General features: G+C 66.1%; 15 protein-coding genes and 2 rRNA genes. 7 read left to right on the top strand and 10 right to left on the bottom strand.

The features are described 5' to 3' along the window. Nucleotides 1–154 precede the first annotated feature (154 nt). Together ACH46_RS00965 and ACH46_RS00960 are read left to right on the top strand one after the other, a co-directional pair. A complete protein-coding gene (locus ACH46_RS00965; protein WP_062391287.1) occupies nt 155–892 on the top strand; it encodes a TMEM165/GDT1 family protein in 738 nt (245 codons plus the stop codon). 89 nt (nt 893–981) lie between these two features. Further along, on the top strand, nt 982–1743 hold the full coding sequence (locus ACH46_RS00960; protein ID WP_062391286.1) for an SDR family oxidoreductase: 762 nt from the start codon (nt 982–984) through the stop codon (nt 1741–1743). Between the two features lie 138 nt (nt 1744–1881). Here the strand turns inward: ACH46_RS00960 and ACH46_RS00955 are convergent, their stop codons facing one another. After that, nucleotides 1882–3525, bottom strand: coding sequence for a TM0106 family RecB-like putative nuclease (locus ACH46_RS00955; protein ID WP_062391285.1), 1644 nt, complete (start codon nt 3523–3525; stop codon nt 1882–1884). A 130-nt stretch (nt 3526–3655) separates the two neighbouring features. Here ACH46_RS00955 and ACH46_RS00950 point away from each other — a divergent pair, with 130 nt between their 5' ends. Continuing rightward, nucleotides 3656–4381, top strand: coding sequence for a DUF6474 family protein (locus ACH46_RS00950; RefSeq protein WP_062391284.1), 726 nt, complete (start codon nt 3656–3658; stop codon nt 4379–4381). A 7-nt stretch (nt 4382–4388) separates the two neighbouring features. Then, the gene (locus tag ACH46_RS00945) at nt 4389–5114 is read left to right on the top strand and encodes a cutinase family protein (protein ID WP_062391283.1); all 726 of its coding nucleotides are present in this window, start codon (nt 4389–4391) and stop codon (nt 5112–5114) included. An 80-nt stretch (nt 5115–5194) separates the two neighbouring features. On the opposite strand, the gene ACH46_RS00940 is transcribed toward ACH46_RS00945, so the two are convergent. Genes ACH46_RS00940 through pdhA form a run of 3 tightly spaced genes read right to left on the bottom strand, consistent with a single transcriptional unit; the run spans nt 5195 to nt 8626 of the window. Beyond that, nucleotides 5195–6529, bottom strand: a complete 1335-nt coding sequence (locus ACH46_RS00940; RefSeq protein ID WP_062391282.1) for a dihydrolipoamide acetyltransferase family protein — start codon at nt 6527–6529, stop codon at nt 5195–5197. Between the two features lie 19 nt (nt 6530–6548). Further along, on the bottom strand, nt 6549–7550 hold the full coding sequence (locus ACH46_RS00935) for an alpha-ketoacid dehydrogenase subunit beta (RefSeq protein WP_062391281.1): 1002 nt from the start codon (nt 7548–7550) through the stop codon (nt 6549–6551). Then, a complete protein-coding gene (gene pdhA / locus ACH46_RS00930; protein WP_062391280.1) occupies nt 7550–8626 on the bottom strand; it encodes a pyruvate dehydrogenase (acetyl-transferring) E1 component subunit alpha in 1077 nt (358 codons plus the stop codon). Before pdhA ends, ACH46_RS00935 begins: the two co-directional genes overlap by 1 nt. A 148-nt stretch (nt 8627–8774) precedes the next feature. Between pdhA and ACH46_RS00925 the strand changes: the two genes are divergently transcribed. Together ACH46_RS00925 and ACH46_RS00920 are read left to right on the top strand one after the other, a co-directional pair. Further along, entirely contained in the window at nt 8775–9257 is a 483-nt protein-coding gene (locus ACH46_RS00925; RefSeq protein ID WP_062391279.1) for an Lrp/AsnC family transcriptional regulator, read from the top strand. A 152-nt stretch (nt 9258–9409) separates the two neighbouring features. Beyond that, a complete protein-coding gene (locus tag ACH46_RS00920; protein WP_062391278.1) occupies nt 9410–10588 on the top strand; it encodes an NAD(P)/FAD-dependent oxidoreductase in 1179 nt (392 codons plus the stop codon). 65 nt (nt 10589–10653) lie between these two features. Here ACH46_RS00920 and ACH46_RS00915 read toward each other — a convergent pair whose 3' ends face one another. The 4 genes from ACH46_RS00915 to lysX all read right to left on the bottom strand — a co-directional run bounded on the left by ACH46_RS00915 (nt 10654) and on the right by lysX (nt 16487). After that, the gene (locus tag ACH46_RS00915; protein WP_062391277.1) at nt 10654–12207 is read right to left on the bottom strand and encodes a succinic semialdehyde dehydrogenase; all 1554 of its coding nucleotides are present in this window, start codon (nt 12205–12207) and stop codon (nt 10654–10656) included. Between the two features lie 58 nt (nt 12208–12265). Further along, nucleotides 12266–12754 carry a ribonuclease E activity regulator RraA gene (rraA, locus tag ACH46_RS00910; protein WP_062391276.1) on the bottom strand — a complete coding sequence of 163 codons (489 nt, stop codon included), beginning with the start codon at nt 12752–12754 and terminating at the stop codon, nt 12266–12268. A gap of 75 nt (nt 12755–12829) precedes the next feature. Continuing rightward, on the bottom strand, nt 12830–12985 hold the full coding sequence (locus tag ACH46_RS21175; RefSeq protein ID WP_157850980.1) for a hypothetical protein: 156 nt from the start codon (nt 12983–12985) through the stop codon (nt 12830–12832). Nucleotides 12986–13091: 106 nt separating this feature from the next. Beyond that, nucleotides 13092–16487 carry a bifunctional lysylphosphatidylglycerol synthetase/lysine--tRNA ligase LysX gene (gene lysX, locus ACH46_RS00905; RefSeq protein ID WP_062391275.1) on the bottom strand — a complete coding sequence of 1132 codons (3396 nt, stop codon included), beginning with the start codon at nt 16485–16487 and terminating at the stop codon, nt 13092–13094. 59 nt (nt 16488–16546) lie between these two features. Between lysX and ACH46_RS00900 the strand changes: the two genes are divergently transcribed. Further along, on the top strand, nt 16547–16759 hold the full coding sequence (locus ACH46_RS00900) for an RNA-binding S4 domain-containing protein (protein ID WP_120298678.1): 213 nt from the start codon (nt 16547–16549) through the stop codon (nt 16757–16759). 465 nt (nt 16760–17224) lie between these two features. Here ACH46_RS00900 and rrf read toward each other — a convergent pair. Together rrf and ACH46_RS00890 are read right to left on the bottom strand one after the other, a co-directional pair. Next, nucleotides 17225–17341: ribosomal RNA gene (gene rrf, locus ACH46_RS00895) — 5S ribosomal RNA — on the bottom strand. 135 nt (nt 17342–17476) lie between these two features. Continuing rightward, nucleotides 17477–20615 (bottom strand): 23S ribosomal RNA (locus ACH46_RS00890). Between the last annotated feature and the right edge of the window lie 173 nt (nt 20616–20788).

The following is a 20788-nucleotide window of genomic DNA, read 5'->3' as shown; positions in this document are numbered from 1 at the left end:
CATTGTGCCGGGTCGTCGTACCGGACTCGGATCCACCGGTGCGCCGCGGCCTGGTTTTCGGGTCGCCGAAGCCCGACTTTTGGCCTCCCGACCTGCGGTTTCACACCTTCTCCGAGTGTTGCGTACGGCACATGGGCCGCCCTACCGTGACAGTATGTTCGCCGCCCTGATGTTGAGCTTCGGCGTGATCTTCGTCGCCGAGCTGGGAGACAAGTCCCAGCTGATGGCCATGACGTACGCGCTGCGCTACCGGTGGTGGGTGGTCCTGAGCGCCATCCTGACCGCCACCACGCTGGTGCACGCAGCCTCCGTCTTCTTCGGGCACTTCCTCGGTCTGTCGATCCCCACCGACCTGATGGCGATCCTCTCCGGCCTGTCGATGCTGGCGTTCGGTCTGTGGACACTCCGCGGCGACGAGCTCGACGACGAGGAGGCCGCTCGCGCGAAGCGAGTCGGTGCGTCGGTCTTCTTCGCGGTGATGAGCTCGTTCACCCTCGCCGAACTCGGCGACAAGACGATGCTCGCGACCATCACGCTGGCGACCAACAACGACTGGGTCGGCGTCTGGATCGGCTCGACCATCGGCATGGTCGCCGCGGACGCACTCGCCATCGCCGTCGGCCGCCTGCTCGGCAGGCACCTCCCGGAACGCTCCATCGCGCTCGGTGCCGCGGCCCTGTTCTTCGCCTTCGCGGCCTGGCTCCTCTACGAGGGACTGTCCGGCGCATCGGCCCTCACCATCGGCATCACCGTCCCGGCCGCAGTCCTGATCACCGCCGCGGGCGCCGTGTGGATCCGCGCGACGCACCGTCGCCGTCGCGCTGAGGCCGCCCTCGCCATCGACGCCGCTGCTCCGGGCGCCGATATCGAGGAATCCCCCAGCCACGCCTGAACGATCGCTCGGTCGGGGCACGGATTTGAGCTAGAGTCACTTCCTGTCCGGCCCTCTCGCGGGGCTCATCGCTCGAAAGGAAGTCACTCATGGACGTCACCGGCTCCGCCGTCATCGTCACCGGCGCCGCCTCCGGCCTCGGTGCCGCCACCGCCAAGCGCTTCGCCGCCGACGGCGCCACCGTCTTCGGCATCGACCTCGCACCGTCCATCGAGAAGGCCGAGGCCGTCGGCAACGTCGAGCTGGTCGCCGCCGACGTGACCAGCGAAGATCAGGTCCAGGCCGTCATCGATCGCATCGTCGAGGCCGGGCTTCCGCTCCGCGCCGCCGTGAACTGCGCGGGTGTCGGCTGGGCCTCGCGCATCCTCGGCAAGGAGGGTCCGCACGACCTCGATCTGTTCCGCAAGGTCCTCGAGATCAACACCGTCGGCACGTTCAACGTGATGCGTCTGGCCGCCAACCGCATGCAGCACGAGTCGACCGTCAACGACGACGGCGGGCGCGGCGTCATCATCAACACCGCCTCGGTCGCGGCCTTCGAGGGGCAGATCGGTCAGATCGCCTACACCGCCTCGAAGGGCGCCGTCCACGCCATGACGATCTCCGCGGCCCGTGACCTCGCACGCGCAGGCGTCCGCGTCTGCACCATCGCCCCCGGCACCATCAACACCCCGATGCTCGCCGGCGTCACCGACGAGTTCAAGAAGACCCTCGAGGCCGGCATCCCGTTCCCGCAGCGCCTCGGCGAGCCCTCCGAGTACGCCGACCTGGCCGCCTTCATCGTCTCCCACGACTACCTCAACGGCGAGACCATCCGCATGGACGGCGCGCTCCGCATGGCGCCGCGCTGATTCCAGCCCGGCTCCGACCTCGATGCGCGACCTCCGCTGCGCTCCGGCCGCTTACTCGATCAGCAAGGGATCCCCGCTGGCCGAGTAAGCCCGCGAACGCAGTGAGCGAGCGCATCGAGGCCGCCGCGGGCTGGGTCGCTACGCTCCGGAATTCTCCGCGAGCAGATCAGCCGCCAACGGCAGCCGCAGCACGTCGTCGCCCGCGATCCATTCGCGCAACACCTTGGTCGCCTGCACGTCGTCCTCGTTGTACTCCAGCAGGCGGTCGCGCTGGCTGAGGTCCAGCTCGGCGCCGTCCAGGGCGACGGCCGCGGCGTACCACTCCATCGACGCCTCGCCGCCCGCCTCGTCGTCGCGCCACCCGAAGCCGGCGACCGGGGCGATCCGCTTGAGCCCCTTGCCGCGCGGGCAGACGAAGTTGTCGCCGACGGCCTCGAAGATATCGACCCACTCGTCGGACGCGATGAACGCGTCGACCGTCTTGCGTGACGGGACGCCCGGCATGTCGCCGAACCGGTCGGCGCTCCCCCGCAGCCAGCGGTTCTCGGCGTGCTGGGAGTAGCAGTAGGCGGCGAACGTCTTCCCCGCCTGATGCGCCGCATTCCGTTCGGACATCAGCCACGCCCAGAACTCCGCGAACGACCGTCCCTCGTCGCGGGTCGGCAGCGGATCCCACGTCACGAACGGTCGGTACACGACGGGCCGCTCCGGGTTCGTGTTGTCGGTCAGGAGGGTGCCCCACAGGTAGGCGCCCCGTTCCGAGAAGCTCTCCATGTCGACGTCCACCTCGACGTCGGCGCGCCGCACGCGCGGGCGCTCGCGGCGGCGGACGAGGGGGATGTCGCGGACCCACGACTTCGCGGACACGATGGTGTCCGGGAACTTGGTGGAACCGACCCAGTCCTCGGGTTCGCGACCGCGATAGTCGGCGAGCTGGTCGATGGTGACGACGCCGATGTCACGCAGGACGGTCCCTTGATTGCCTCCGACGACGAGGCTCACGTCGCGCTGCTGGACGAGTTCGGCTTCGCAGCGGGGCCACCAGTGGCAGCTGCGGCATTCGCTGACCTTGCGCGGCGCGGTCGGGATCAGTCCCTCGGCGATGGCGCGACGGCGCGTGAAGATCGCGTCGTAGTCGTCGGCGACCTCGCCGAGTGGGATGGCGACGATGCAGTCGGCGTCGAGTCCGATCAACCCGCCGAGCGCCTCGTCACGTGGCGCGTGGAGGCGGCCGAGGTCGTCGAGCATGGCGGCGAGCTGCGCCAGGCGCATCACGTCGCGGCGCTGACTGCGGAACGAGCGCGTCGGGTCGGGTGCCGGCTCCCACCCCGACAGCGGGCTGGTCTGCAGCGACGGCGTCTCCCCCTCGCGCGGTTCGGCGATCGGCGTGGTGACGCGGTGGTTCACGATGATGATCGGGACGTAGCCGTCTCCCTGACGGACGAGCGCTTCGGCGTGCCCGCGGCGACCACGCTGCGCATCGGTCGGGAGCGACGCCTGCAGAATCCATTCGGCGCCGGCGTCCATCGCGGCACGGGTCGCGGCGACGCGGCCGCGGTGGTCCGGTTCGTCGACCAGGACGACGGCGCCCGCCTGCCGATGGCTCTGGAACTGACGCAGCGCGTCGATCACGTGGCGCCGATGGCTTTGGGCGGCTTCGATCCGCCTGTTGGCCTCGGCGGTCTCCCCCGTTCGGGCGGCAGCCTCGGAGGACGCGAAATCGAGTGCCAGTCGGTGTTCACAGCCCGTGAGGTTCCGCGCGCCAAGAATCGCAGATCCCACGTGATCGGCCTCTACTTTCGCTGTCGCAGGCAACACGGCCGCGGTGGCCGAGTTGTTCATTACCCACTGAGACTATGCAAAGCTGGAGACAACTGATCGCAGGAGTCGGGTATCCGACGGGAAGGTCGTCATGGGACTGTTCTCATCCATGGGCGCGAAACGAGCCCAGCGCAAGGCCGACGCCAAGATCCGCAAGGCCGAGGAGAAAGTGATCCGGACCAGGGCGAAAGTCCAGGCCGAGGCCGAATCCCGCGAGACCCGCAAGGCCGCGAAACGCCTCCTCAAGGACGAGCACAAGTACAGCAAGCTCGCCCACAAGCAGGACCGCAAGACCATCAAGGCCACGGGCAAGGCGCAGGAGAAGGTCGCCGCCGCCGAGGCGAAGACGATCGCGGAGCAGGCGAAGGCCGACGCTGAGAAGGCCTTCTTCACGCCGACCAAGATGAAGCGGTACATGACCGTCGCGCGCATGGTCGCGCCCGTCGTCGTGCCGATCGCCTACCGCGCGGCCATCAACGCACGCAGCCAGGTGACCGCCGTTCAGGCGCATCGCGCCGGCGTCCCGGCCTCCCTCCTGACCCAGTACGGCGGCCCCAGTGCCACGCTCCGCGCCCGCATCGCCGCCTGCCAGGACACGGCCGCACAGGTCGGTGAGATCGAGAAGTCGGCCGAGGGCCAGCAGTTCGTCGCGACCATGAACTCGCGGCTCGACAACCTGAAGATCGCCGCCGACGCCGCCGACACGATGCCGCCGCAGCAGCGGAAGAACGCCCAGCGCGCCATCGACAACGAGCTCACCGCCATCGACAACGATCTGCTGGCTCGCCTCAATGTGAACCCCGCAAATGTAGGCTGAACGTGTGATGCTCCGCCGAATCCTGGTCCTTCTGTCCTGTCTCGCACTCGCGGCTGTCGGCCTGACGGTCGGCGGCGCGTCCACCGGCACGGCGCCCGCCGCAGCAGCGCCGAAGTGCGCCGACGTGCACGTGCTGTTCGCGCGAGGCACCGTCGAGGCGGCACCGCCGCTCGGACTCACCGGGATCGCGTTCCAGAACTCACTGCGTAACCGTTTGCGCGGCAAGACTGTTCGCGTCGAGGCCGTGCAGTATGCAGCGAGCTCCGACTTCCGGGAGAAGCTCAAGTTCGCCGAGTCCTTCGTCAAGGGCGTCGAGTACGCGCAGCGCCGGATGACGTCGATCGCCGCCACCTGCCCGGACACCAAGATCGTCCTCGGCGGCTACTCGCAGGGTGCGGCGCTGGCGGGTTACGCGATCAGCTCGCAGATCAAGGTTCCGCAGAAGTACTCGCAGTACCGCGCCTACCTCCCGAAGCCGCTGTCGGCCGACGTCGCGAAGCACGTCGCGGCGGTCGTCGAATTCGCACCGCCGTCGAAGCGGTTCATCCGCGAGGCCGGCGCCCCCGCCATCACCCCGCAGGCCGCCTACCGCGGCAAGACCGCCCGCTACTGCATGCAGGGCGACACCATCTGCAACGGCGCCCCGCTCGGCGGCCCCAACGCCCTGCACCTGCTGTACTCGGTGAACGGTATGACCGACCAGGCCGCCGGGTACGTCGCGCGACGGGTCTGAGAACTAGACGGGTCTGAGAACGAACAGCGCGTGCTCGCTGCGCTCGCAGGCGGCACTCGGGCACACCTGGGGGCGATCGCTCAGCTCAGCGCGATCAGCGACAGCGGGTCCGACAGCACGTCGGCGATGGTCGCGAGGAACTTGGAGCCCTGCTCGCCGTCGACCAGCCGGTGATCGAACGACAAGCTGAGCGTCGTGACCTGGCGCAGCGCGATCTCGCCCTGCCACTCCCACGGACGACGTCGCACGGCGCCGAAGCACAGGATGGCGGCCTCACCGGGATTGAGGATGGGCGTGCCGGAGTCGACGCCGAAGACGCCGACGTTGGTGATCGAGATGGTGCCGCCGACCAGGTCGGCGGGCGGCGTCTTGCCCAACTTCGCGACCGCGGTCAGCTCACCGAGTCGTTCGGTCAGCTCGCGCAGGCTGAGGGTCTGGGCGTTCTTGATGTTCGGGACCATCAGGCCGCGCGGGGTCGCGGCGGCGATGCCGAGATTCACGTAGCGCTTGGTGACGATCTCCTGCGCATCCTCGTCCCACGCGGAGTTCAGGGACGGATTGCCGCGCAACGCGACGAGCAGCGCCTTCGCGACCACCGCGAGCGGCGTGATTCGTACGCCGTCGAAGCGCTTGTGCTCGGCGAGCTGCGCGACGAGGTCCATCATCGGCGTCACGTCGACGTCGACGAACTCGGTGACGTGCGGCGCGGTGAAAGCGCTGCGGACCATTGCGTCGGCGGTGCGACGACGGACGCCGCGGATCGGGGTGCGCTCCTCCAACTCGCCGGTCGCCGCGACCGGTGCGACCTCGGTGTCGGCTGCCCGGTCGTCATAGCCCTCGAGGTCGGCGCGCGTGACCTGTCCTTCGGAGCCCGTCGGCGTCACGTCGGCGAGGTCGATGCCGCGGTCGCGGGCCAGCTTCCGGACCGGCGGCGCCGCCAGCGGCTTCGACGGCGCAGCGGGTGCAGCTGTCGGGGCGGCGGATTCGGCTTCCGGCTCCGCGGGCTTGCGACGTCGACGGCTGGTCCCCTCCTCGGCGACGCCGTACCCGACGAGCACCGGGGTGCGCGCGGGCTTCTTCTCCTCGACCGTCTCCTCGGCCGCCGAAGGTTCCGGCTCGGGTTCAGCGGCAGCCACCGGTTCCGGAGCCTCCGGCTCGGCCGGCCCGTCACCGGCCACCTGGATGTCGATGAACGGGCTGCCGACGTCGACGGTGTCGCCTTCGGCGGCGTGCAGCTTCACGACAGTGCCTGCGAACGGCGACGGCAGCTCGACGGACGCCTTCGCGGTCTCGACCTCCGCGATCTCCTGGTTCAGTTCGACGACGTCGCCGACCGCCACCATCCAGGTGACGAGTTCCGCGTCGGTCAGGCCCTCGCCGAGATCGGGCAGGTTGAAGGTCTCGATGACGGGCATGCCGGGGTCCTTCCGCAGGTCAATCGGTGAACGTGTGGTCGACGGCGTCAAGGATGCGGTCGACGTCGGGCAGGAAGTGCTGCTCCAACTTGGCGGGCGGGTACGGGATCGCGAATCCGCCGACGCGTCGGATCGGCGCCTCCAGGTGATAGAAGCACTCGGTAGAGACGCGTGCGGCGATTTCGGCGCCGACGCCCATGAACACGGGTGCCTCGTGCGCGATCACCAGGCGACCGGTCCGCCGGACCGAGTCGGCGATGGTGTCCATGTCGAGCGGGGAGATGGACCGCAGGTCGACGACCTCGATCGACCGTCCCTCCTCCGCGGCGACCTTCGCGGCCTGCAGGCCGGTGGTCACGAGCGGCCCGTAGACCAGCAGCGTCACGTCGGTGCCCGGCCGGACGACGCGCGCCTTGTGCAGTGGGTACGCCTCGGCGGCGTCGAGCGCGGCGAAGTCGGCCTCCCCCTTCTCCCAGTAGCGGCGCTTGGGTTCGAAGAAGAGCACGGGGTCGTCGGAGGCGATGGCCTGCTGGATCATCGTGTAGGCGTCGGCCGCGTTGCTGCAGCTCACCACGCGGAGTCCGGCGGTCGCGGCGAAGTAGCCCTCCGGCGACTCCGAATGATGTTCGACGGCGCCGATGCCGCCGCCGAAGGGGACGCGGATGGTGATCGGCATCTTCACCGCGCCGGCGGTGCGGTGATGCAGTTTGGCGACCTGCGAGACGATCTGGTCGAAGGCCGGGTAGATGAAGCCGTCGAACTGGATCTCGCACACCGGCCGGTAGCCGCGGAACGCGAGCCCGACGGCGGTGCCGATGATGCCGGACTCGGCCAGCGGCGTGTCGATGACGCGCTTGTCCCCGAACTCGGCCTGCAGCCCGTCGGTGATGCGGAAGACGCCGCCGAGCTTGCCGATGTCCTCGCCCATGAGGATCACCTTGTCGTCGTCGGCGAGCGCCTTGCGCAGACCGGCGTTGACGGCCTTCCCGAGCGGGACGCGTGCGGGCGCCGCGGCGGACATCAGGCGTCCAGGGTGTCGAGGTAGGCCGCGTACTCCCGGCGCTCGGCGTCGATCAGCGAGTGCGGCTCGGCGTAGGCGTCGTCGAAGATCGACATGGCCGGCGGATCCTCGAGTTCCAAGCAGCCGCGGCGGAGTTCGGCGGCGGCGGCGTCGGCGTGATCGCCGATGGCCTTCACGTCGCCCTCCGAGAGCGCGCCCGCCGACTCCAGCAGGAGGCGGATCCGCTCGATCGGATCGCGGCGGATCCATTCGGCCTCGTCCTCCGCGGTGCGGTAGCGGGTGGGGTCGTCGGACGTGGTGTGCGGGCCACGGCGGTAGGTGACGGCCTCGATGAAGGTGGGTCCGCCGCCCTCGCGCGCCAGTTCCAGCGCGGCGCGCGTCACGGCGAGCACCGCGAGAACGTCGTTGCCGTCGACGCGGACCGTCGGCATCCCGTAGCCGTGACCGCGGTGCGAGATCTGCGCCTTGGTCTGCAGGGTGACCGGCTCGGAGATGGCCCACTGGTTGTTCTGGCAGAAGAAGACGACCGGTGCGGCGAAGCTGGCGGCGAAGCCCATGGCCTCGGCCACGTCGCCCTGGCTGGTGGCGCCGTCGCCGAAGTAGGTGATGACCGCACTGTTGGCACCGTCGAAGTTGACGCCCATCCCGTAACCCGCGGCGTGCAGGGTCTGCGCGCCGATGATAATGGCCGGGGTGGCCATGTTGTACTTGTTCGGGTCCCAGCCGGACAGCGACGTGCCGCGCCAGAACGGCATCAGTTCCTTGAGCTGGACGCCGCGGCAGTAGGCGACGGCGTGCTCGCGGTAGCTGGGGAAGGCGAAGTCGTCGGCCTCGAGCGCGCGGGCGGAGCCGATCTGTGCGGCCTCCTGGCCCAGAAGCGGAGCCCAGAGTCCGAGCTGGCCCTGACGCTGCAGCGCCGTGGCCTCGGCGTCGAGACGACGCACGACGACCATGTCCTCGTACAGCTTGCGGATGTCGGCCATGTCGACGTCGTCGACGTAGGTCGAGAAGTCGGGGTGGATGTGACGCTCGCCGGCGATGGTGACGAGCTGGACGATTTCGTCGAGGTCAGACATGTCAATCTCCTTCGGAAGTCGGCGTGGATCACACGCTCCTTGTTCCTGTGGTAACGGTCTCAACTGCGCTCAGGCTGCGCAAGGATGCTTCATCGAATTGAGCAGAGTGACCAACTTTGCGACTGGGTGATGCGTAATACTGGTCTTTATGGCCAGGCTGGACAGGACCGACGCGCGAATCCTCCAAGCGCTCTGCGAGTTCCCCCGCGCGACGGGCGTGCAGCTCGCGGGCCTGGTGAACATGGCGCGCAACACCGTGCAGAGCAGGCTCGGCCGCTGGGACACCGAGGAGCTGCTGGCACCCTTCGACCGCCGCGTGAACCCGCGCGACCTCGGCTTCCCCCTCCGGGCGTACATCGCCGTGGTGGTCGACCAGCACCGCCTCGAGAGCGTCGTCGCCTCGCTCGGGGCCATCCCGGAGGTCCTGGAGGTGGTCGGCATCTCCGGAGCCGCGGACCTGCATCTGCTGGTCGCGGCGGCCGACGCCGACGACCTGTACCGGATCGCGGGCTACGTGCTCGCCGTCCCCGGGGTCACCCGCACAACGGTGTCCGTGGTGATGCACGAGGCGATCCCCTATCGGACGCTGCCGCTGATCGAACGGCTCGCGGGGCGACACCGGGAGGACTGACTGGCGGCGGCCGGGGTGACCGACGAGTTTGTTCGCGTGCCCGAAGCCGTCGTCTGAGATTCGTTGCGATCGCCAAGACGCCGATCACACTTCGTGCCTACCCTCGTGGTGAGGACACATCTCGCCTCTTCGACCTGCCGAAGGGAATCTTCATGGACAATACCGCTCCGATCCCCTCCATCGACTACGACACAATCGTCATCGGTGGCGGAATCGCCGGCGTCTCGATCGCCTACGAGTTGGCCGAACATCAGTCGGTCGCCGTCGTCGAACGGGAGTCGACACTCGCGTATCACACCACCGGCCGCTCGGCCGCGACCTTCCTCGAGAGCTACGGCAACGCGACGGTCCGCGCTCTGACGCGCGCCAGTCGCGACTTCTTCGTCGCCCCGCCCGAGTTCGTCGACGGCCCGCTGGTCGCCGACCTCCCACTCCTGATCGTCGCCGAGGAAGCCGAGGTCGAGACCCTGCGCGCCCTGCACGAGGCCGTCAACGGCGGGCCGACGCACAGCGGGACCATCGAGCTGATCGACGGCGCCGCCGCGGAGGCGCTGAACCCGATGCTGCGTCCCGGATACACGGATCTGGCGATGGTCGACTTCGGCTCACTGGAGCTCGACGTCCACGGCCTGCACCAGGGTTTCCTGCGCGGCTTCCGACGCCGCGGCGGCGAGGTGCTCAAGTCCGCGGGGATCGTCGGCGCCCGCCGGGAACGGTCGGCGTGGGTGCTGACCGATGCGCAGGGCGACGAGCTGCGGACCCGGAACGTCGTGAATGCCGCGGGCGCCTGGTGCGATGAGGTGGCCGAGTTGTTCGGCGCCGCCCCGATCGGCATCCGCCCGCTGCGTCGGACCGCGTTCATGGTGTCGGGTCCGCGTGAGCTGCCCGCCGGGTTCTCCGCGTCGCGCCGGACGATGACGATGTCGGCGAGCGAGGACTTCTACTTCAAGCCCGACGGCGCGAGCTTCCTCTGCTCGCCGGCCGACGAGACGCTGCAGGAGCCCGCGGACGCCAAGCCCGACGACCTGGAGATCGCCCGCGCCATCGAACGCCTCAACGAGGCGAGCCTGCTCGGCGTGCGGAGCGTCGCGACGTCGTGGGCGGGGCTGCGGAGCTTCACCGCGGATCGGACGCCGGTGATCGGCGCCGACCCGACCGTCGACGGCTTCTACTGGTTCGCGGGCCAGGGCGGCTACGGAATCCAGATGGCACCCGCGCTCGCGCGCGCCGGCGCGGGTCTGACCCTGCACGGCGAACTGCCCGCCGACCTCACCGGCATCGGCCTGTCCGCGTCCGTGCTGTCCGCGAGCCGGGCGGCGCTGGCGGCGTAGGCCGGACCCCACGCGAACGGGCGCCGGAACGCAGAACGTTCCAGCGCCCGTGGCGTGACTGATACCTACCGCCCCGGCAGGTACTTCAGCGTCTTGATGAGCTGCGGCGTCATCTTCAGGTACAGGCTCTGCGGGATGCCCTTGATCCCGTCGAGGCCGATGAAGCGCTGGGTCGCGATGGTCTGCGGCTCGGTGTACTTCAGCAGGCCCTCCGCGCCGTGGCGGCGGCCCATGCCGGAGATGCCCATGCCGCCCATCGGCGCCGCGGTGGAGCCCCATGCGGCGGCGTAGCCCTCGTTGATGTTGACGGTGCCCGCGTGGATCTGCTCGGCGATCTTCTGCGCCTCGTCGTTGCTGCCGGCGAAGACGCTGGCGTTGAGGCCGTAGTCGGTGTCATTGGCGAGCTTGACGGCCTCGTCGGTGGAGTCGACCGGGTAGATCGCGACCAGCGGACCGAAGGTCTCGTCGCGGAAGCAGGTCATCTGCTCGTTGACGTCGGCCAGGACGGTCGGCTCGAAGAAGAACGGGCCGAGGTCGGCGCGACGACGACCGCCCGCGAGGACCTTGGCGCCCTTGCCGACCGCGTCGTTGACGTGGGCTTCCACGGTGTCGACCTGCTGCGCGGACGCCAGCGAACCCATGTCGGCGTTGAAGTCGTAGGTGCTCGCGAGGGTCATATTCTTGACGTGCTCGGCGAACTTCTCAGTGAACTCGTCGGAGATCGCGCGGTCGACGTAGATCCGCTCGATGGAGATGCAGAGCTGACCCGAGTTCGAGTAGCAGGCGCGGGCGGCACCGGACACCGCTCGGTCGATGTCGGCGTTGCGGGTGATGATCAGCGGGTTCTTGCCGCCGAGCTCCGCGGAGAAGCCGATCAGCCGCTGGCCCGCCTGCGCGGCGAGGGTGGCTCCGGTGGCCGACGATCCGGTGAACATGACGTAATCGGTGTTCGCGACGATCGCCTGGCCGACCACCGAGCCGGGGCCCGGGACCACGGCGTACAGCTCGCGCGGCAGCCCCGCCTGGTACAGCAGTTCGGCCAGCGCCAGGCAGCAGTACGGCGTGTTGCTGTCGGGCTTGATGACGACGCCGTTGCCCGCGATCAGGGCGGCGACGGCGTCGGACACGGCGAGCGTCAGGGGGTAGTTCCACGGGCTGATGACGCCGACGACGCCCTTCGGCTGATACCGGACGCGGACGTCGGTGGCACCCGGGAGCATGCCCTGCACCTTGCGGTCGGCGAGCATCTTCGGGCCGGCCTGCGCGTAGAAGCGCGCGGTCATGGCGACGTCGATGACCTCCTCCTGCGCGTAGATGCGCGCCTTACCGGTCTCGGCCTGGGCGATGTCCATGAGGGCTTCGGCATTCTCGTGGACCAGCTCGGAGAAGCGGCCGATCACCTTGGCGCGGTCGGCGGCGGAACGGTCGGCCCACGCGGCCTGCGCGGCACGGGCGCGGGCGACGGCCAGTTCGAGGTCCTGGGCGGTCGCGACGGGGATGGTCGCCATCTCGGCGCCGCTGAAGGCTTCCAGGACCGGCTTGGTGGGGCGGTCGGCGACGTTGTCGATGGCGGCCAACGCCGCGAGGCGCTGGAAGTAGGCGGGTGCGGGCTTCGGCATGAATGCTCCTGGGTGGTTCTGGTCGACGCTGTTCTGGTCTGCGATCGGGGCGAGCGCGTCAGTCGGCGGGTGCGACGAGGACGATGCCGTCGTCGTCCGAGTAGACGGCGTCGCCGGGATTGAAGGTGACGCCTCCGAGAGTCACCGGGACGTCGCGTTCGCCTGCGGCGGTCTTGGTGGATTTGCGCGGGTTGGTACCGAGCGCCTTGACGCCGATGGCCATGCCACCGATCATCTTCGCGTCGCGGATGGCGCCGTTGGCGATGATGCCGACCCAGCCGTTGGAGCGGGCGAGCTCGGCGATGACGTCGCCGACGAGCGCGGTGTGCACCGAGGCGTCACCGTCGATCACGAGCACGCCGCCGGGGTTCTGCTCCCCGAGGATCGACTTGAGCAGCGCGTTGTCCTGGAAGCAGCGGACGGTGGTGACCGTGCCTGCGAACTCCCGATTGCCGCCGTACTGGGTGAACTGCGTGTCGCAGCTTCGGACGTCGGGGCCGATCTCGTCGACGAGGTCAGCGGTGGCCTTGAAGTTCAGCGTGCTCATGGCCATCAAGTCTAGGCGGACCCCCGGCTATATGTAACGAGCGGTTACGTCACACACCTCGATGAGCGACGACAGTCAACGCAGACGCTGCTCCCGCCACGTGTCCTCGAACCCGATGAAGTCGTCGGCGCGGTCACTGGTGAATCCCGAGATCCAGTTCAGCGCCAGATTCTTCAGTCTCGCACCCTGCATGGAGTAGACGGTCGTCGAACCGCGGTACGTCACCTTCACCCACCGGGTCGTAGGTCACGGCGGTCCGAACGACGTCGACGTGAGGGAAGGTCGGGGTCGTCACACCACTCCGATGTCCCCTGAACGTACTGCTCGGGACTGCGCGTTACGACTGGGGCTTTGCCAGCGGGAACGCCAGCGACTCGCGGATCGACTGTCCGGTGATGAGCATGACGATCCGGTCGACGCCCAGCCCGAGGCCGCCGGTCGGGGGCATCGCGTACTCGAGCGCGGTGAGGAAGTCCTCGTCGAGCTCCATGGCCTCGGAGTCGCCGCCCGCGGCGAGGATCGACTGTTCGGTGAGACGCCGGCGCTGCTCCACCGGATCGGTCAACTCGGTGTAAGCGGTGCCGAGTTCCACACCCCAGGCGACCAGGTCCCAGCGTTCGGCGACGCCGTCGACGCTGCGGTGCCCGCGCGTCAAGGGCGAGGTGGACGTCGGGAAGTCCTTGTAGAACGTCGGGAACGTGGTGCGGTCCTCCACCAGGTGCTCGTACAGCTCCAACACGAGGTGCCCGGCATCCCAGTCCGGGCGGTAGGCGATGTCGAGGCCGCGGCACACGTCGCGGAGTTCGTCGACGGTCGAGTCCGGGGTCACGGCGACGCCGGCCGCCTCCGAGACCGCGTCGTGCACGGTCTTCACCGGCCACTCCCCGGAGATGTCGACGGTCTCGACCGTGCCGTCGTCGCCGATCCGCTCGATCACGCCGCGACCGTTGGCTGCCGTGGCCGCGGCGACGATCATCTCGCGGGTCAGGACCATCATCGTCTCGTAGTCGTGGTGCGCCGCGTACGCCTCCAGGCTGGTGAACTCCGGGTTGTGGGAGAAGTCGACGCCCTCGTTGCGGAAGTTGCGGCCCATCTCGAAGACCTTCTCGATGCCGCCGACGCACAACCGCTTCAGGTACAACTCGGGGGCGATCCGCAGGTACAGGTCCAGGTTGTAGGCGTTGATGTGGGTTCGGAACGGGGTCGCGTTGGCGCCGCCGTGGACCTGCTGCAGGATCGGTGTCTCCACCTCCAGGAAGCCCTGTCCGGCGAGATGGTCGCGGAGGGCCCGGACGACCACGCTGCGGGTGACGAGCAGTCTGCGGCTCTCGGCATTGACCGCGAGGTCCAGGTACCGCTGGCGCACGCGGGCCTCGGGATCGGTGAGGCCGCTCCACTTGTCGGGCAACGGGTGCAGGCACTTGCCGTTGAGCCGCCAGTCCGTGGCCAGGATCGAGAGCTCACCCTTGCGGCTGGTTCCGACGGTGCCGGTGACTTCGATGAGATCACCGAGGTCGATGGTCGATGCGAAGTCGAGAGGTTGGCCGGTCACCGCATCGCGTTCGACAAGGACCTGGATCTCACCGCTCTGGTCGTGCAGGTCGACGAAGGTGACCTTGCCGAAGTCCCGCTCGCGGGTCACTCGACCGGCGATCCGGACGGTCGTTCCCTGGTCGGCCGCTGCGGCCTGCGCCACCGTGTGCGACGGCGGGTGCGCCACCGGGTAGGCGTCGACGCCGTCGTCCCGCAGACGGTCGAGCTTGTCCAGGCGCACCCGCACCTGTTCCGGTCGGCGAGCGACGGGGTGCGTCCGGCTACGCACCTGTGCCTCGAGTTCGGCGATCAGCGCGTCGACGTCGATGCCCTCCGGGATCGCGGACGTCCCCGTCTTGTAGTGCTTGTCGCGCCAGTGCTTGCCCGGGAGTTGAACGAAGCCCTCGGCGATCATGGCTGCGAGGGCGACGCGCGGAATCACGCCGGCGTCCTCGTAGCAGATGTAGCGCGGCTTCCACGACGGCTGGTACTTGGCGTTCGACTTGTAGAGGGACTCCATCTGGAAGAACTTCGAGAGGAAGGTCAGGACCGAGTAGACCAGTCGCATCACCGGTCGCGCGCCGACCTGAGGCCCCTGCTCGAAGACGTCGCGGAAGGTCGCGAAGTTCAACGAGATCCTGGTGACGCCCACGCTCTCTGCATTGCGCGCCAGCTCGGACACCATGGTCTCGACGATTCCGTTGGGTCCCTTGCGGTCTCGCCGCATTAAGTCGAGCGACACGCCGCTCCGCCCCCAGGGGACGAAGGAGAGCATGCCGATCACCTTCTCGTCGTCGGAGCCCTCGTTCTCGACGGCCTCCACGAGCAGGCAATCGCCGTCCTCAGGGTCACCGACACGACCGAGAGCCATCGCGAATCCGCGCTCCTCCTTCGTGTCGCGCCACGCGTCGGCGCGAGACACCACTCCCTCGACCTCGTCCCACGGCAGTTCACTCATGCGACGCATCCGGACCGTCACCCCGAGCCGTTTGACGCGGGACACCGAGCCCCGGACGCCCTTCATCGCCGAGCCCGACAGACTGAAGCCCGCCGCATCCAGGATCGCCTCGTCACCCAGGTTGATCGCTTTGAAGCCCGCCGCCGCGAGCACTTCGGCTCCCTGCGTGCTCGTGCCGAGGACGGCCGGGTGCCAGCCGTACGTCTCGCAGACGGCGACGAACTCGGCGATCGCTTCCGACCACGAGTCGGGGTCGCCGATCGGGTCACCGCCGGCCACGGCCGTCGACATCTCGACGCGGTAGGTGATAGCGGCGCGTGCATCGGGCGAGAAGACGACCGCCTTGTCTCGACGGGTGGAGAAGTAGCCGAGAGAGTCTTCCTCACCGTAGGTGTCGAGCAGGGCGCGCACCACCCGCTCGTCGTCCATCGTCATCAATGAGGCGAGGCGTTGCGAGCGCAGGAGGACCACCGCCGCGGCGATCAACGCCAGCGCGCCGAACAGGCCGAGCAACCAACTGATCACCCACGGCGCGTGGTGAGCCGCGAAGGGCTTCACGTCGATGATCGCGAAGGCGACGACGTGGTTGAACGCGTACGGCAGTCGTTCATGCGGCTGCAGGGACCCGGGGACCAACGCCACCAGGCCCCACCCGGCCAGGACGCCGGCGGCGAGCCCGCCCAGGAGGACCGCCAGGGAGGAGAGGAGCGCACCCCTCCGGACGCGGGTGTTGAACTGCCGGTAGCTGACGATCAGGATCACCAGCATCGCGATATTGACGGCGAGCCCCACCACGGAGGCCCACCAGTCGTCGATCCAGCCGGGGTCCGATGCCGCCACCAGCACCACCAGGAGGTTGAGCACCAGATACAGCGCAAGGTAGGCGACGGTGATCCACCACGCCACCCTCTTCCGCATGGAGAGGGAGACCGCCAGCAGACCGAGGACCACGGTCCAGGCCAGGCTGGTACTCGGCATCGGGAACAGGTAGTCGTCGACGAAGGTCCGCGGGACACGGATGAGGTGCCGGAACGGCGGAAACAGGCTGGACAGCAGGGAGATGGTCGCGAGCAGCCCGACGATCGTGCCTGCGATCCGCGGGACCCGACGGCCCAGCCCGCTCGGATTCGATATCCGTCGAATGGTCGCCGTCGAACGCCGGTTGGCCGTGGTCCGTCGTGCGCTGTCCCGGATCGGATCGGTCGACGTCGGATCGGGGTTGCCGGTCTCCGGTGCTGTCATCTACACAAAATATCCCCACCCGACACGGAGCGCATCGAGGGGGACGGCACAATGAAGCCGTGGACGACATTGAGATCAGAGACCAGAGCATCCGTCTCGGCCAGTTCTTGAAGCTGGCCAACCTGATCGAGTCAGGCGCCGATGCCAAGGCGGTGATCGCCGACGAGATGGTGTCGGTGAACGACGAGGTCGAGACCCGCCGCGGACGTCAGCTCCACGACGGTGACGTCGTCGAGCTGGGCGGGGTCAGCGTGCGAGTCGCAGCTCGCTGAGCTCCTGCTGGGTGACGAGTCGTTCCCGCTGCTCAGCAAGGGCACGCGGCGCGCGGCGCCATCCGTTGAGGACTCGTGTGATCGTGTGCCTCGACGGCTTCCGACGCTGACGGCTGGTCGACATTTCCTGTTCCTTCCCCGCTGTAGCCTGACCCCCCAGGCTCTGTCCTTATCTATTGTGTCGTCGCGTCACGCGTAAGTGTTAGCAATAGTTAGCGAAAGAGTCCGGTTTCACATTCATGCGTCGCCCGCCGGCCCGATTGCCCGCTTCGCGGCGCAGGCAGGGACCTTACCCAGGGTCGTCGAGTATCGAGACCACTGCTACGCAGGTTGGTCGAGTTCGCCGACGCGAACGTAGTGAGCGACGTCGAGTATCGAGACCGCCGCACGCAGGGACGCAACCACACCCCGAACATGAGGAAAGCCCCTGACCAACGTCGTGGTCAGGGGCTTTCCTGAAATTGTGTTCGGCGGTGTCCTACTCTCCCACACCCATTACAGTGCAGTACCATCGGCGCAGGTGGGCTTAGCTTCCGGGTTCGGAATGGGACCGGGCGTTTCCCCACCGCTATAGCCGCCGTAACTCTATGAAACTATCCACCCAACCCCACACGGGGGTTGGTGTGTTGTTTCAGAAGTACATAGTGGATGCGCGAACCTATGATTGTGCGTCGTCAACTCCGACTCACCAATCCTTGAAAAATGGTGGTGAGTGTTGTTGGTAAGTCCTCGGCCGATTAGTACCAGTCACCTGAACACATTACTGTGCTTACAGTTCTGGCCTATCAACCCCATAGTCTGTAGGGGGCCTTACCCCACCCAAAGGGTGGGTGAGAAACCTCATCTTGGAACAGGCTTCCCGCTTAGATGCTTTCAGCGGTTATCCCTTCCGAACGTAGCTAACCAGCAGTGCTCCTGGCGGAACAACTGGCACACCAGAGGTTCGTCCGTCCCGGTCCTCTCGTACTAGGGACAGGATTCCTCAAGTTTCTAGACGCGCGCGGCGGATAGAGACCGAACTGTCTCACGACGTTCTAAACCCAGCTCGCGTGCCGCTTTAATGGGCGAACAGCCCAACCCTTGGGACCTACTCCAGCCCCAGGATGCGACGAGCCGACATCGAGGTGCCAAACCATCCCGTCGATATGGACTCTTGGGGAAGATCAGCCTGTTATCCCCGGGGTACCTTTTATCCGTTGAGCGACACCGCTTCCACTTGCCGGTGCCGGATCACTAGTCCCGACTTTCGTCCCTGCTCGACATGTACGTCTCACAGTCAAGCTCCCTTGTGCACTTACACTCAACACCTGATTGCCATCCAGGCTGAGGGAACCTTTGGGCGCCTCCGTTACACTTTAGGAGGCAACCGCCCCAGTTAAACTACCCACCAGGCACTGTCCCTGAACCCGATCAGGGTCCGAGGTTAGAAGCCCAATACGATCAGAGTGGTATTTCAACAACGACTCCACCAACACTAGCGTGCCGGCTTCACAGTCTCCCACCTATCCTACACAAACCGCACCGAACACCAATACCAAGCTATAGTGAAGGTCCCGGGGTCTTTTCGTCCTGCCGCGCGTAACGAGCATCTTTACTCGTACTGCAATTTCGCCGAGCCTGTGGTTGAGACAGCAGAGAAGTCGTTACGCCATTCGTGCAGGTCGGAACTTACCCGACAAGGAATTTCGCTACCTTAGGATGGTTATAGTTACCACCGCCGTTTACTGGGGCTTAAATTCTCAGCTTCACCAACAAAGTTGATTAACCGGTCCTCTTAACCTTCCAGCACCGGGCAGGCGTCAGTCCGTATACATCGTCTTACGACTTCGCACGGACCTGTGTTTTTAGTAAACAGTCGCTTCTCTCTGGTCTCTGCGACCACCACCAGCTCAGACAGAAAATGTCGTCACCGATCGTGGTCCCCCTTCTCCCGAAGTTACGGGGGCAATTTGCCGAGTTCCTTAACCACAGTTCACTCGATCGCCTTAGTATTCTCTACCTGACCACCTGTGTCGGTTTGGGGTACGGGCCGTGTACCAACTCACTAGAGGCTTTTCTCGACAGCATAGGATCACCGAATTCACCTCAACGGCTACGCATCACCTCTCAGGATATGTGAGACACGGATTTGCCTATGTCTCTCCCTACAGGCTTACACCAACTATTCCATCAGTTGGCCCAGCTACCTTCCTGCGTCACCCCATCGCTTGACTACTACACCCAAGGTCCCACGCAGCCACCATCAGAGAAATCCGAAGAAATCAAAAACGGCTTTTGGATGGTTAGTACAGATGATTCATCACTGGGCGCGGATACACGGGTACGGGAATATCAACCCGTTGTCCATCGACTACGCCTGTCGGCCTCGCCTTAGGTCCCGACTCACCCTGGGCGGATTAACCTGGCCCAGGAACCCTTGGTCATCCGGCGGACAAGTTTCTCACTTGTCTTTCGCTACTCATGCCTGCATTCTCACTCCCACACCCTCCACAACTGGATCACTCCGCTGCTTCCACGGATGCAGGACGCTCCCCTACCCACCCACACCACTAGACAACACCCCAAAGGGTGAAGCCGATGAAATGTGTGAGTGCCGCGGCTTCGGCGGTGTACTTGAGCCCCGCTAAATTGTCGGCGCAGGATCACTTGACCAGTGAGCTATTACGCACTCTTTCAAGGGTGGCTGCTTCTAAGCCAACCTCCTGGTTGTCTCAGCAACCCCACATCCTTTTCCACTTAGTACACGCTTAGGGGCCTTAGCCGGCGATCTGGGCTGTTTCCCTCTCGACTACGGAGCTTATCCCCCGCAGTCTCACTGCCACGCTCTCACTTACCGGCATTCGGAGTTTGGCTGACGTCAGTAACCTAGTAGGGCCCATCGGCCATCCAGTAGCTCTACCTCCAGTAAGAAACACGCAACGCTGCACCTAAATGCATTTCGGGGAGAACCAGCTATCACGGAGTTTGATTGGCCTTTCACCCCTACCCACAACTCATCCCCTCCATTTTCAACTGAAGTGGGTTCGGGCCTCCACAAAGTCTTACCTCTGCTTCACCCTGGCCATGGGTAGATCACTCCGCTTCGGGTCTAGACCCAGCGACTCAAACGCCCTATTCAGACTCGCTTTCGCTACGGCTACCCCACACGGGTTAACCTCGCCACTGAGCACTAACTCGCAGGCTCATTCTTCAAAAGGCACGCCATCACCCCAACACCAAAAGTGCAAGGCTCTGACGGATTGTAAGCGTCCGGTTTCAGGTACTATTTCACTCCCCTCCCGGGGTACTTTTCACCTTTCCCTCACGGTACTAGTCCGCTATCGGTCACCAGAAAGTATTTAGGCTTACCGGGTGGTCCCGGCAGATTCACAGCAGATTCCACGAGCCCGCTGCTACTTGGGAAAAATCGAAGCCAGTCACCATGCTTTCAGTTACGGGACTCTCACCCACTACGGCAGACCATTCCAGGCCACTTCACCTAACATAATGATTTATCACTGACCGGATGTCCGGTAGAACACCCAACGATCACCCCACAACCCCACACGCACAACCCCTACCGAGTATCACATACGCATGGTTTAGCCTCATCCGCTTTCGCTCGCCACTACTCACGGAATCACATTTTGTTTTCTCTTCCTGTGGGTACTGAGATGTTTCACTTCCCCACGTTCCCTCCACACCCGCTATACATTCACAGGTGGGTAACACGACATCACTCGTGCTGGGTTTCCCCATTCGGACACCCTCGGATCACAGCTCGTTTGACAACTCCCCGAGGACTATCGCGGCCTACCACGTCCTTCATCGGCTCCTGGTACCAAGGCATCCACCGAACGCCCTAAAACACTTACAACAACACCCACAAACACACCCCCACCAACCACCACAAAGCCGGCAAGGCGCGAATGTGGACACCATTCAAAACAAAAAATCATTCATACAACCCGAACACTAAGACTCGAATCGCACAAACCAGAATCGAAATTGCAGAACACACAACCCAACCGAAAGTTGGGCTAGATGCTC

The organism is Gordonia phthalatica, from assembly GCF_001305675.1.
In the GTDB taxonomy this organism is placed as follows: Bacteria; Actinomycetota; Actinomycetes; order Mycobacteriales; family Mycobacteriaceae; genus Gordonia; species Gordonia phthalatica.
Note: the sequence above shows the minus strand (reverse complement) of the source record. Positions and strands in the feature narration are given on the sequence as shown.